Here is a 12,682-nt window from a genome sequence, read left to right on the forward strand (position 1 = left end):
TCGTTCCTCATTTGGGGGCGCAACTTGTGGGGCAAGCACGCGCGGCAGAAGTTCCTATCCATGTTCTTCGCGGAGCATCGATGCGAGTCCGCGAATGAGCACTTGGGCCGAAAAGGCAGTAGCGCTCTCGGGGCTGTACTGGGAATGGTCAATTGAGGCAGTGTACGCGGGTAAATTTTTCCGAATGTTTTCTGTCATGGCCGGTTCAGGGAACCCATGAGCCAGTCCCATGGCCTGGAAGTCAATCAATGCAGCGATCAAGCGTAGCTGCTCAGGAATGAACCCTGCTTCCAAAAGGGCGGCGAATACGGGCTCGTAGAGCGCAATGGTCCGTTCCTCGGAAATGGTGCTACCGAAGATCAGCGGCAGCATCCGCTTGTGTCGGGTATAGCCTGCCGTGAGTTGGCGGAGAAGCCGTTCCACTCCCTCACGCCATTGGGTCACCGGCGGCTGAGGCTCCATTCGCTCCAGCATCCTAAGCCGGGCGAGGTCGATGACCTCGGCACGGCCGTCTACGTGACTGTAGAGCGACGAGGGTGCGACGCCGAGGGTCTTTGCCAGCTGCACCATTTGCAGGTCGCCCGTCTGCTCCACAAGTGCGAGGGCCGCGTCGGCGATGCGCATTGGAGTCAGTATCGGAACCCTCGGGCGTACCATTTTTCTCCATTGATCGTGCCGGATCCGCACCCTTCGGTCTGCGGATCCGGCCCCCTGCTGGTCAGCGCAGTTCGAAGCCGCGTTCCTGGACGGTGGTTCGAAGGTTCTCGCGCCCGTCCATGTAGTCCATGCTCGAACCGTACACGACGGAGTCGATCCATGTTTTGGGCTTCATACCCTGAGTAGTGCGGAACTCCCGGAACGCATCCTCATAGCCGTGGACCCACTCGGCCGTTTCCCCGCTGTCGTAGTGGTTGTGGTGCAGCACGACAGACTGCGCCGGACGGGGCCGGATTCCGCTGCGGCGTTCGGGGTCCGGCTTTCCCACGGCCATGCCGAATACGACATAGCTGTAGGCCGGGATCCCGATTAGCGCGGCAACCTCCTTGGCATGGTTCCGCAGCGACCCCAGGTACGTGACGCCGAGGCCGATCGATTCCGCGGCCACGGCTGCGTTCTGCGCTGCCAGGGCGGTGTCCACCGAGGCCATGAGGAACGAATCGAGGTGCCCGTAGACGGCAAGCCCGTTGCCGTGCTGCTCATTGATTCGTGCGTTCCTTGACAGGTCGGCGACCCAAAGAAGCACTGCCGGCGCTTCGCTGATGAATGGAGAGACAGCATTCATGGATTTACTGCCGGCCAGGTGCATCAGCTCCTCTCGGCGGTCCGGGTCAGTAATCACAACGACACTCCACTGGTGCAGATTCGAAGACGCCGAGGCCGATTGGGCGGCAGCAATCATCGTCTCGACCGCGCCCTCGGGTAGTGGTTCGGGCAGAAAAGTCCGCACTGAGCGGTGGTCCAGCAGGTGTTCGACCTGCGCGTTCCAGATGAGGTTCTTGGGCTTGGGCTGGGTTCCGTAGCGGGCCTGCAGCAGTTCGTCTTGATGTTTCGTGTTCATGACCTTCCCTTTCCGAATCGGATTCGGTTTGTTCAACAGGTCTGGACGAGTCTCTATTCCTAGCGCAACGACGGATCCCGCCAGTCGGGCGCCGCAGCGATCCAAGGCCTTGGAACCCCGACGAAGGCGGCGATAAAATTGGCCTTCTAAGGGCCCTTTCGGCGCCAGATAGCCACAGAACCTTCGGGCGGCAGCCCGAACATCCGCCTGGGAACGGGCGGCCAATTAATTTACTTCCCAAGTGGTCTGATAACTGATATCGTCTCTGTCCATGACGAACATCACATCCCTCCCGACGAAAGTTGCGGTCAACGACCAGTCAGCTTTGCTGTCGAACAACGTTTCCAACATGGCTTCCACGAAGATCGTCAAAGCCGACGCGATCCTCGTCTCCTTGCCGTTTGCGTCGCCGGGCCTCGTGCCCTGGAACATGGACGGTGACAAGGTTCCGGAAAAGCGCTTCGACGTACTGCTCGTGCGGCTGGAGACCAATACCGGTCTCGTCGGCTGGGGTGAGGCATTCTCCCGGAACCGTGACAGGGCACTGCGGGACATGATCCAGACGAAGGTCCTCAGCCTGGTGGTGGGCCGCAATCCATACGAAATTGGCAAGATCAAGAACGACATCGAACGTCAGCTTCACAACTTCGGTCGTTCGGGCCCGTTGCAATACGGCGTCGGCGCAGTCGATCTCGCACTTTGGGATCTCATGGGAAAGTCCAGCGGCCTGCCTGTTGCTGAACTCCTGGGCGGACGGTACGCCAACGAGCTGGATGTCTACGCCAGCCTTCCCCGGGTGGGTGACGTTGATGCAATGCGTGACGTCATTGAGGAGGTCGTTACCCGCGGCTATAAGCACATCAAGTTGCACGACATTGACCCCAAGGTGATCCGAGCCGCATTTGCTGCAGCGCCCAAGGATGCCACGATGATGCTTGACCTGAACTGCCCATGGTCGGTTACCGTCGCTGAGGAAATGGCTCGCGACATGTCCGACCTCGGCGCGTACTGGTGGGAAGAGCCTGTGTGGCCGCCGGAGAACTACCGTGGCCTGGCCCGTTTGCGCAAAGAAGGGTATCGGACCGCCGCCGGCGAAAATGCGGGGACCTACTACGACTTCGTGGCGATGGTTGATGCCGGCGCTATCGACGTCGCCCAACCCGACGTCTCCAAGGTCGGCGGACTTACCGACACCCGAGCTATCGCGCAGCTCTGCGATGCGAACGGTCTGCAGATCGTCCCCCATGCCGCCATCTTCGGGCCGGGTTTACTCGCAACCGTACATTTCAACGCTTCGCGCTACGACACCCCCTTTGTCGAACGGCTCTACTTCGACTTCGAAGCGGAACTCTTTGGCGATGCCCTCGTTCCCGTCAACGGACGAGTCGCTGTACCCACAAACCCCGGCCTGGGGCACGATCCCAATGAAGAAGTTATTGCCGAGTACCGCCTTGACTAAGCAATCCACATTTCCCGCGAAGGAGCGGTTAGCGTGACAAATCCAAATCCAGCAGTACAGCACAATCTGACTGAGACAGTCGAAGAGCTTGTCCCCACCCTGAAGCAACCAAAGAATGTCGAGCAGTACGGCCTCGAACCCGTTCCTGATGAGGAACGGAAGGTCGGATGGTTCTCCCTCTTCCAAATCATCATCAATGTTTTGCTGAATCCCGGCCTTATCCTGATCTCAGGCTTGGCAGTGGCCGCAGGACTCCCCTTCTGGGCCTCCGTTATCGCCATGACGCTGGGGGTCGTCATGGCCTTCATCCCGTACACAATTCTGGCTACGATCGGCGTGGACTACGGGCTCCCCGGCACTGTCGCCACCCGCGCCTTCCTAGGCATCAGAGGATCGCAAGTCATCATCGGCGGCATGCGCACCATCAGCTCCGCTTTCTGGTTTGCCTTCACAACACTGGCCGGCGCTGCCGGCATCGTGGCCATCATTAAGTCACTGTTCAACGCCGACGTTTCGCTTATTGTTGTGAGCCTCCTGTTCGCGGTTGCCCAGGCAGTGGTGGCACTGTTCGGCTATCACTCACTGAAGTGGCTCTCCCGGGTCGCATTCCCCGTCAAGCTCTTCGTTATCGCGTACCTGCTGTGGTGGCTTGCAACCTCAGGTGCACCCGGCTTTGCTCCGGCTGAGGTCTTCTCCTTCGCGGGCACTGAAGGATGGAACTGGTCGATCATCGCCGTATGGGCCAGCGGTATGGCAGTTGGATGGTTCGCCCAAGTCACGGACGCCGCAGACTACTGCCGCTACACCAACTCCCGGGTCCAGATGTGGACGGCAACTCTGCTGGCGGCAGTGGTTGGCGGTTTCGGCGCAGCTTTCTTCGGTGCTTACGCCGCAGCAGGCGCACTGGGCAAGACTGCCAACGCCTTTGAGGTCATCCCCAGCCTCAACCCCGGTGTAGTTACGCTCTTGCTCCTTCTGCTGTTGCTCGTCCTCGACAACTGGACCGTCAACGTCATGAACCTCTACACGGGCGGACTGGCGCTTGCCAACCTGATTTCCAAGCTTGGGCGCTTCTGGTCAACGATCGTAGTTGCAATTTTTGGGACGGTGCTTGCCGCTTTCCCCTTTATCGTGGAGCAGTTCACGGATGCCATCAACATTCTGGGTTACGGATTTGCGCCTCTGGTGGGCGTGTTCGTGGCTGACTACTTCATGAAGCGCGGCCATATAGATGTTCTCGGACTTTTCGACCGGAAGGGCCCCTACTGGTACTTCCACGGATTCAACCTGTCCGCCGTGGCATGGGTCATCATCGGTGCAATCGGATACAACTTCGTGCCTGTCTGGCTGATGCAGGGGCCAGCGGTCGCAGTGGCGGTGGGAATCGGGCACGCACTCACCACATCGTTGCTGAAGCGCTTGGGTCCTGATAAGCCGTTGACATCAGCATCTACAGTCAAGGGCAACATTGACGAAGATGGCCGGGACGCGAGTTTGGTGTCTTGAGCTAATAGGGAAGCTGACTGGTGTGCCGTTTCTCGAGAAACCGCACACCAGTCAGCGCAAAAGAAAAGCAAGTCTGGGGCTACATTCCGTCCGGGATCCTACGGCGGACGTCGAAAACAAGGAAAGTAAAATGAACACTATTGCTATCAAATCGGCCACAGTTATTGATGGCCTTGGGGGTGCCCCGCTGCAAGGCGGCACCGTCGTGATGGAGAACGGCGTCTTCACCGCTGTAGGCCCGGACGGGTCGGTCCGGATTCCCGATGGCGCGACCGTCGTTGACGGCACAGGAAAGTACGTCCTGCCTGGTTATGTCTCGGGCAATGTTCATCTTCTTGACGGCATCACCCTGCTCAGCGGCCCGGGCGGCATCGAATACCTGGCGCGCTGGGAAGGGCGCTTGGCGGACGTCATCATCGAGGCCGCCCAGATCGGGCTGAAGAACGGTATGACCACCGTCTTCGACACCTACAACGCACCCAGCCCTGTGCTCGCCGCCCGGGACCGCATCAACGCCGGCAAGGCGACCGCAGCGCGGATCTTTGCAGCAGGAACCATTATCGGCATGGGCGGACCGTTCAGCGCAGACCACCACGGCCGCAGCCGTCCCTACATCAGCAAGACCTTCGCCGACCGCCTCGACAGCCTCTTCGAGGTGGGCGTCGGACATCAACTGACAGTCCTTCCGACGAACGAAGTCCGTGCCCGTGTCCGCGACTACATCACCCGTGGTGTGGACATGGTTAAGGTATCGGTCAGCGAGCAGCTCGGTGGCATCGATATGGGCGGCCGCACGTACCTTTGCTTCAACGACAAAACCCTCAGGGCCATCGCAGAGGAAGTAAAGTCGGCAGGTATACCGTTGCTGACGCACACCTTCTCCACGCACGCGCTGGAGGCTGCCCTTGACGTCGAAGCAGACGTTCTGATCCACCCCACCATCACACGCCAGCAGCCGATCTCCACCGAATTGGTCGACAAGCTGCTCGCGGTGGGATCGGCCAGCGCACTGCAATCGGTCACCCATGCGCACCAGAGCAGGTGGGAATCAGAAGGAAGCCGGTGGGCCACCTACGCCGGCGGCCAGCACGCTCTGAACGAAAAGCTGCTGATCGACGCAGGGGCACCCATCATCCTCTCAACCGACGCCGGCTGCACCCCTCGCGACGTCCGCGAAGACCTCAACGTGGTGGATGACCCCGAATATCCGTGGACGATCGGCAGGGACCACCTCGCGTGGACACGCGCTGTGACGGAGAAGGGTATGGCGCCGATGGACGTCATCGTGGCATGCACCAGTGGCGTAGCCAAGGCCTACGGCCAGGACAAGATCGGTTCCATCCAGCCGGGCAAGTTCGCTGACCTGGTGGTTCTGGACGCCGACCCGTTGACGGACATTAACAACCTGGGTTCGATATCGGACGTGTACAAGGAAGGCACCAAGATCGACCGCGACGGCCTGCCGACCGAAGCCCTCGTGACGCAGCCAGTCCCCGTCGACTAAGACACCGCGTAGCGCTTCAGGGCAGGTGGCGGATTGGCCTGAAAGCGCACCGGTGTGCTGCGCGACGGTAACACGGACCACACCCTCCAAAGGCAGGGTAAGAATCATGGTCCTAAAGCAGTGGGGGATGGCGAACGCTCGCGACGCCATCCCCCTCTCGCATCCGCTTAAGACCAAGACCGGCCTCGCTCCCTAAGACTGGCCCTGCCAACGTAAGCTCCAGCAAGCGGGGAACGACGCCGGGCAGGAGGCTAAGCGGTGAAATCCCGGATCCGGCGCTACTAACGCTGGAAGAAGCCTCCATGGTCGGCTACGGGGCCGGAAATTGGTCCGGTATCAGGTAACACCCCAGCAACGCCTCGAGGACGAATGAAGGCATCAATGAGTGAAGTCGAAGGTGACGTTGTCGCCCAGAATGCAGGCGGAACCGGAGATTTAGAGTCCACTCTGATCCCCAAGCGCGCTTGGCGGGCCCTGGCGGCGCTGGCTGTGGCGATGCTGCTCAGCATGGCCACATGGTTCTCAGCAAGCGCGGTCGTTCCTCAGCTGGCAAGCCAGTTTCAATTGTCCGATTCGACCTCAGCCTGGCTGACCATAGGTGTACAGGTGGGGTTTGTCATCGGCGCCCTGGTACTTGCGACGACCAGTGCCGCAGATCGGTTCGGCCCACGGCATCTCATGTTCGCTGGCGCCACCCTGGCCGGCATCATGAACCTGGGAATGCTGGCAGCAAACGACGCGTGGCAGATCATCGCCCTTCGCATCCTAACCGGTGCCTGCCTGGCGGCGGTGTACCCCTCGGCGATGAAGTGCATCTCCACGTGGTTCAAGACCTCCCGGGCGACCGCCGTTGGCGTCATGATTGGTGCGCTGACCGTCGGATCAGCGTCCCCTCACCTCGTGGCGGCCGCGGGAAGCCTGGACTGGCGATTCGTAGGGGACTGCTGCACGAGTAGGTGACATCTGATCTGGCTTGCCCGCGGGGTGGGTCTGGAAGGATGTTGCTGTGCCCAAGCCCTACCCGTCCGAGTTCCGTGACGACGTTGTGCGCGTCGCGAGGAACCGTGAGCCCGGAGTGACGATCGAGCAAATCGCGAAAGACTTCGGGGTCCACCCGATGACGTTGCAGAAGTGGCTGCGTCGCGCCGACATCGACGCAGGTGCGAAGCCCGGCCAGTCCCGGACCGAGGCGGCGGAGATCCGCGAGCTGAAGAAGCGGAACCGGTTGCTCGAGCAGGAGAACGAGGTCCTCCGGCGGGCGGCGGCGTATCTGTCGCAGGCGAATCTGCCGGGAAAAGGTTCTACCCGCTCGTGACAGAGCTCGCCGAAGCAGGGATCCCTGTGACGGTGACGTGCCGGGTGCTCAAGCTCTCCCGCCAGCCCTACTACCGATGGCTGGCCGGCCCCATCACCGATAGCGAGGTCGTGGAGGCGTATCGCGCGAACGCGCTGTTCGACGCGCACAAGGATGACCCCGAGTTCGGGCACCGGCTCCTCGCCGACGAGGCCCGTGACGCGGGTGAGGCGATGTCTGACCGGACCGCGTGGCGGATCGCCTCCGCAAACGGCTGGTGGTCCGCGTTCGGGAAGAAGCGGGGACGTAACGGCAAGAAGCCGGGCCCGCCGGTCCACGACGACCTGTGCGCGGTCGTCGACGAGGACGGCCGGACCCGGCACGTGTTCGCCGCCGAAGCCCCGAACCAGCTCTGGCTCGTGGACATCACGGAGCACCGGACCGCGGAAGGCAAGCTCTACTGTTGCGCCATCAAGGACGCGTGCTCAGGCCGGATCGTGGGGTACTCGATCGACTCGAGGATGAAGTCCCGCCTGGCCGTTCAGGCGCTCGAGAATGCTGTCGCGATGCGCGGCGACGTCGCCGGCTGCATCGTGCACAGCGACAGGGGCAGTCAATTTCGGAGCAGGAAGTTCCTGCGCGCTCTTGCCCTTCACCGCATGGTCGGGAGCATGGGCAGAGTCGGATCGAGCGGGGACAACGCCGCCATGGAAAGCTTCTTCGCGCTGCTCCAGAAGAACGTCCTCGACCGCCGCTCCTGGACCACTCGCGAGCAGCTGCGCATCGCGATCGTCACCTGGATCGAGCGGAGCTATCACCGGCGACGCCGTCAGGCACGCCTGGGTCGTTTGACGCCCATCGAGTTCGAGACCATCATGAACACGACCGTCGCACTGGCGGCGTGACTAGAACCTGTCACCTAACCGTGCAGCAGTCCCTAGTGGTTGGCACCAGCCTGCTAAGCGCTGCGGGCGGGCTCACTGCGCTGTTGGCGGCGAAAGACGGCCCTTTCACCTTTCCGCGCAGTAAATTCTCCTTGCGAGAGGCACTCCGGGCATTCACCGCACGTCCCGTACTCATGAGCTCGCTGGGGTATTTCGGCCACATGTGGGAGCTGTACGCCATGTGGTCATGGTTCTCCGTGTACCTCAGTTCAGTGCTTGCCCGCTCCGACTCGCCCCTTACAGAGCAGTTCGCAAGCCTGGCGACTTTCGTCGTCGTCAGCATAGGGGCGGTTGGCTGTCTGGTCGGCGGCCGCTTGGCAGAACGCGTCGGAAGCGCAAAGTCAGCCATCGTTTCCATGATCTTCTCTGGCGCCTGCGCCGCGGTAATCGGCTGGATACCGGCCGGCGCCCTCTGGCTCGTCCTGCTCATCGCCCTCCTCTGGGGGTTCTGGGTCATCGCTGACTCCGCCCAGTTCTCAGTGCTCATCACTCAAGTAGCCGACCAGCGATATGTGGGCAGTATGTTAACCCTGCAGATGGCCCTCGGTTACACCGTGACCGTTCCCATCGTCTGGCTCGTCCCCACACTGCAGGCTAACGCCGGCTGGGGATGGGCATTCGTCTGCCTCGCCCTCGGCCCGGCCATAGGGGTGTTGGCAATCCGCAGCGTGCTGAGGCAACTGAAACATCATGGCGAAGGCCAATAGAACCAACAGCAGGCTCAGCCCCGGCGCAAGGTGCTGTTGCCTCCCTCCACCGCGTTGGAGGACTTTACCAGCGCCCATCCGCCCGCACGACGATGCCAGGGATTACGGACCTGAGATGTACATGTCGCAGCAGCAACTTCAAAGTCAGGACCACATCAAATGACCACGAACATCGGCCGTCTTGAGCAGATCATCCGCACAATCGCTGACACCTGCGTCGAACAGGAGGGCTACTTCTCCGATCTCGACTCCGTTGTCGGCGACGGAGACTTCGGCTATTCGCTGGCACGAGGCTTTGAAAAACTGATCGAGCAGTGGGACACCCTGCCAAAAGAAAGCGCCAGCGCCTTCCTTCAGTCGGTAGCCCTCTGCCTCAGCTCACGCATTGGGGGGACTTCCGGGCCGATCTGGGGCACTGCGTTCCTTCGTGCCGGAACTGCCGTCAAAGGCGTTGACGAGCTGAAAATCCAAGACGTCGTGGCCATGCTCAGGGCAGCGATCGCCGGAATCAAGGCCCGTGGTGGCGCGGAGGTGGGCGACAAGACCCTCCTCGACGCTCTCGTTCCCATGACCGACAACGTCGAGGACCTAAGCACCTCGGGCTCACAGACGCGGGAGATTGCGGTCTCTGCCGCAAAAACCGCACGTGACGCTGCAGACGCGGCCAGTGTGCTGGTGGCCCGACGCGGACGCGCCAGCTACAGCGGCGAGCGGAGCGTGGGTGTCCCCGATCCCGGAGCCGTTGCCATCGCGGTCCTGGCCGAACGCATCGCAGAGTCCTGGAGTTGATCTCCCCACACCCAGCCGATGTGAGCGGCCCAGCCGATGCCCTCAAGGTCCGATGAGGCAGACTCCTCGGCTGTTCTCTACCTTGTGAAGCAGAGAACTTGATGCCGCGAGTCGGCCTGCTAAACAAGAGCCCCTGTACAGGGGTGCGTGCACCCGGGCACAGCGCCCCGTCATGTCTGATGGGCCGAGCCTGACAGCTCCGCAGCAGTTGTTCTCCACTGAGCTTAGCCAAGCGTCTGGGAAGCGAGGGTGGGGCACGCGGGATCAGGATTGCGCCCAGCCCACCCCCAAGCACCGATGCAATCACAGCGCTGCATCTCCGCGGGGCGCCAACGTGCCTGTACGGGTCCTCTTGCGGTCGGTCCGCCGCGGGCACTCAGCGTCCGCGCGATCTCTGCTCCCACATCGCCGCCAGGCCGGACTGCCTCCAACCTCAGTCAGCCTGTTTCAGGGTAGACCCTTGATTTCCCAGCCCGCGAACCCTACTATCTATACAACCCTATACAAGTACAGATCGGAGAACCATGCTTATTGGTATCGGTTGTGACCCAAACGCGAGCGATCTTAAGGCGGTGCTCGCCCGCTATGCAGTTGAGCTCGGCCACGAGGTACGCGATTTTGGATCTGAAGACCCCCTCTACCCGCTGACAGCCATCAATGTCGCCGAAAGTGTCGCCCGGGGTGAGGTCGACAGGGGAGTAGTGCTGTGCGGCACCGGCATCGGAGTCTCCATCGCTGCAAACAAAGTCAAGGGAGCCTACTGCGCGCTGCTTATGGACTCGTACCAGGCCGAGCGTGCCCAATTGAGCAACAGTGCCAACATGATCGCCATGGGCGCCCAGGTCATCGGTCCCGAAACCGCGAAGCGGCTGTTGCGTGACTATCTTGCAGTGGCATACGAACCGTCAGAGCGCAGCACGCCAAAGCTCGCCGAACTTTATCGCTACGAGGGCGGGAATGAGGCGCGCCCATGAACGACGACATCGCAGCCCTCGAACTCGAAGCAACCAGGGCCAGACTCCTGGTCCTCCGCATGCTCCGCGCGGGCGGTTCTGGACACCTTGGCGGAGCCCTTTCCTGCATTGACATCCTCACTGCACTCTACTTCCGTACGATGAACGTCGACCCGGCCAAGCCGACGGATCCTCGCCGGGACCGCTTCCTTCTCTCTGCCGGGCACAAAGCCATGGCTCAGTACGCTGTCCTTGCCCGGCGCGGATTCTTTCCAGAAGACCTGGTGGACACGTATGCCGGGCATGGAAGTCGACTCGCCGGCCACCCTGACATGCATAAACTTCCCGGAGTGGAGGCCAACACAGGGGCCCTTGGGCACGGCCTCCCCATCGCTTGCGGCATGGCTCTCGGATTGCGGCTCTCCGGCGGCGCCGGCCGGGTATTTACAGTTCTTGGAGATGGCGAGCTCCCCGAGGGTTCCAACTGGGAAGGGGCCGCCATCGCTGCACACCACAAGCTGAACAATTTGGTTGCATTCATCGACGTCAACGACTTGCAAATCAGCGGCCATACGGCGGACGTAATGAACATGGAGCCAATCACGGACAAGTTCAGCGCCTTCGGATGGGCCGTGCGCACGATCGACGGCAATGACATGCGCGAAGTCATCTCCGTCCTCGACCAGACACCACTTAGCACGAGCAGACCGACGGCCATCGTGGCCCGGACCACTAAGGCGCAGGGCATCAGCTTTCTGGAAGGAACTGCAGCATCGCACTACTGGAAACCAAATCCGGAAGAACTAGACGCTGCCGAGGCAGAGCTGCAGAACCGACTGGCCACAATCTCAGAAACGGTGGGAACACGATGAGCACACCCCTGATCGATCCGCGCAAGACCTTCGGGGAAGCCGTAACCAGCAGGGCACAGAACGATGACAGGATTGTGGTCCTCTCCGCCGACAGCGGCGTGTCCTCGGGTTTCGGTACCTTCAAGAGCCGGCACCCGGAACGATATTTTGAATTCGGAATCCAGGAACACGGTGTCACGGGGGTCGCCTCAGGGCTGGCTACTACCGGGCGGATTCCGGTGTTTGCCGCCATCGCCGCCTTCGTCACAAACCGCAACTACGAGGCCTTTCGTAATGACATCGCCTACATGGGCCAAAACGTCAAGATTGTCGGACGTAACGGAGGGATGACCTACTCGGACCTCGGACCAACCCACTACTCGCTCGAAGACTACGCCATCATCCGGATGCTGCCCGGCGTTGTGATCATCTCTCCCCAGGACCCCGGCGAGATCCGGGCTGCCGTGGATGCGATGCTCACCCATGAGGGTCCCGTCTATATGCGCGTGGGCGGTCCCGCCATCCCCGACCTTTTTGAGGAAGAGCCCTTCGTCATCGGTAAAGGGCGTTCCATCCGCACGGGGGAGAAGGCGACCGTTGTCACGACCGGGGCCGTAACCGCCGAAGCGATCCACGCCGTCGACCTCCTCGCTGCCGACGGCATCGGAGTGGACCTGATCGGTATGCCGACCGTGGAGCCGGTCGACGCTGAGCTGATCACTACCTCGGCCGCACGCACCGGCCATGTGATCACGGTCGAGGAGCACTACATCCGAGGAGGCCTCTCCGCAGCGGTCTCAGAGACGATCCGCCACCTCGGAGTCCGCCATGATGCAATCGGACTCCCTCACCAGCATGTGATCACAGGGACGTACTCAGGGCTGCTGCAGCACTACGGACTTGACGCTGCCGGACTCCACGCGAAGCTGACAGACTTGCTTGCGGCCTGAGCTCAGCACGGCCAGACGCGTACCGGGTCGTCATAGCGAATTACCGCCTCTGTCCGCCACTTCGGATACGGCAGCCGGGACGACAGGATCGCGCGGATGGACCTGCCCTCTGACTAGCGAGCATGCCCCCCCGGAATCGGATGCAGCCGCCGCATCACTCATGTCGC

The 12,682-nt window shown here is 61.5% G+C and carries 12 protein-coding genes; 10 read left to right on the forward strand and 2 right to left on the reverse strand.

Going from position 1 to position 12,682, the window contains the following annotated elements; all coding sequences use genetic code 11:
• Window positions 1-54 precede the first annotated feature (54 nt).
• Both AC0QR5_RS13355 and AC0QR5_RS13360 read right to left on the reverse strand, forming a co-directional pair.
• The gene (locus AC0QR5_RS13355) at window positions 55-624 is read right to left on the reverse strand and encodes a TetR/AcrR family transcriptional regulator (protein ID WP_329864017.1); all 570 of its coding nucleotides are present in this window, start codon (window positions 622-624) and stop codon (window positions 55-57) included.
• Between the two features lie 94 nt (window positions 625-718).
• On the reverse strand, window positions 719-1,558 hold the full coding sequence (locus AC0QR5_RS13360; protein ID WP_329864019.1) for a nitroreductase family protein: 840 nt from the start codon (window positions 1,556-1,558) through the stop codon (window positions 719-721).
• Window positions 1,559-1,829: 271 nt separating this feature from the next.
• On the opposite strand from AC0QR5_RS13360, the gene AC0QR5_RS13365 reads away from it, so the two are divergent.
• The 10 genes from AC0QR5_RS13365 (at window position 1,830) to AC0QR5_RS13410 (ending at window position 12,515) form a co-directional block, all read left to right on the forward strand.
• Window positions 1,830-3,017, forward strand: coding sequence for a mandelate racemase/muconate lactonizing enzyme family protein (locus AC0QR5_RS13365; RefSeq protein WP_329864021.1), 1,188 nt, complete (start codon window positions 1,830-1,832; stop codon window positions 3,015-3,017).
• 33 nt (window positions 3,018-3,050) lie between these two features.
• The gene (locus AC0QR5_RS13370) at window positions 3,051-4,523 is read left to right on the forward strand and encodes a purine-cytosine permease family protein (protein ID WP_329864023.1); all 1,473 of its coding nucleotides are present in this window, start codon (window positions 3,051-3,053) and stop codon (window positions 4,521-4,523) included.
• A 130-nt stretch (window positions 4,524-4,653) separates the two neighbouring features.
• Window positions 4,654-6,027, forward strand: a complete 1,374-nt coding sequence (locus tag AC0QR5_RS13375) for an amidohydrolase family protein (RefSeq protein ID WP_329864025.1) — start codon at window positions 4,654-4,656, stop codon at window positions 6,025-6,027.
• Between the two features lie 381 nt (window positions 6,028-6,408).
• On the forward strand, window positions 6,409-6,987 hold the full coding sequence (locus tag AC0QR5_RS13380; RefSeq protein WP_329864027.1) for an MFS transporter: 579 nt from the start codon (window positions 6,409-6,411) through the stop codon (window positions 6,985-6,987).
• Window positions 6,988-7,033: 46 nt separating this feature from the next.
• A protein-coding gene (locus AC0QR5_RS13385; RefSeq protein ID WP_475372474.1) for an IS3 family transposase occupies window positions 7,034-8,226 on the forward strand; the annotation gives its coding sequence in 2 pieces (ribosomal slippage) (window positions 7,034-7,318 and window positions 7,321-8,226; 1,191 coding nt in all).
• Between the two features lie 35 nt (window positions 8,227-8,261).
• Entirely contained in the window at window positions 8,262-8,972 is a 711-nt protein-coding gene (locus AC0QR5_RS13390) for an MFS transporter (RefSeq protein WP_430633899.1), read from the forward strand.
• A 159-nt stretch (window positions 8,973-9,131) separates the two neighbouring features.
• Entirely contained in the window at window positions 9,132-9,761 is a 630-nt protein-coding gene (gene dhaL / locus AC0QR5_RS13395; protein WP_329864169.1) for a dihydroxyacetone kinase subunit DhaL, read from the forward strand.
• Between the two features lie 524 nt (window positions 9,762-10,285).
• Window positions 10,286-10,735: an RpiB/LacA/LacB family sugar-phosphate isomerase gene (locus AC0QR5_RS13400; protein ID WP_329864168.1), complete on the forward strand. Its 450-nt coding sequence runs from the start codon at window positions 10,286-10,288 to the stop codon at window positions 10,733-10,735.
• Window positions 10,732-11,586, forward strand: a complete 855-nt coding sequence (locus AC0QR5_RS13405) for a transketolase (RefSeq protein ID WP_329864166.1) — start codon at window positions 10,732-10,734, stop codon at window positions 11,584-11,586. The genes AC0QR5_RS13400 and AC0QR5_RS13405 overlap by 4 nt, the downstream gene beginning before the upstream one ends.
• On the forward strand, window positions 11,583-12,515 hold the full coding sequence (locus AC0QR5_RS13410) for a transketolase family protein (protein WP_329864164.1): 933 nt from the start codon (window positions 11,583-11,585) through the stop codon (window positions 12,513-12,515). Before AC0QR5_RS13405 ends, AC0QR5_RS13410 begins: the two co-directional genes overlap by 4 nt.
• Window positions 12,516-12,682: the final 167 nt, after the last annotated feature.

This window comes from Arthrobacter sp. J156, from assembly GCF_056172865.1.

Excerpts from the sequence above, each read along its gene's own strand:
- AC0QR5_RS13355 (WP_329864017.1), bottom strand. The coding sequence starts at position 624 with ATGCGCATCGCCGACGCGGCCCTCGCACTTGTGGAGCAGACGGGCGAC.
- AC0QR5_RS13360 (WP_329864019.1), bottom strand. The coding sequence starts at position 1,558 with ATGAACACGAAACATCAAGACGAACTGCTGCAGGCCCGCTACGGAACC.
- AC0QR5_RS13365 (WP_329864021.1), top strand. The coding sequence starts at position 1,830 with ATGACGAACATCACATCCCTCCCGACGAAAGTTGCGGTCAACGACCAG.
- AC0QR5_RS13375 (WP_329864025.1), top strand. The coding sequence starts at position 4,654 with ATGAACACTATTGCTATCAAATCGGCCACAGTTATTGATGGCCTTGGG.
- AC0QR5_RS13380 (WP_329864027.1), top strand. The coding sequence starts at position 6,409 with ATGAGTGAAGTCGAAGGTGACGTTGTCGCCCAGAATGCAGGCGGAACC.
- dhaL (WP_329864169.1), top strand. The coding sequence starts at position 9,132 with ATGACCACGAACATCGGCCGTCTTGAGCAGATCATCCGCACAATCGCT.
- AC0QR5_RS13400 (WP_329864168.1), top strand. The coding sequence starts at position 10,286 with ATGCTTATTGGTATCGGTTGTGACCCAAACGCGAGCGATCTTAAGGCG.
- AC0QR5_RS13405 (WP_329864166.1), top strand. The coding sequence starts at position 10,732 with ATGAACGACGACATCGCAGCCCTCGAACTCGAAGCAACCAGGGCCAGA.
- AC0QR5_RS13410 (WP_329864164.1), top strand. The coding sequence starts at position 11,583 with ATGAGCACACCCCTGATCGATCCGCGCAAGACCTTCGGGGAAGCCGTA.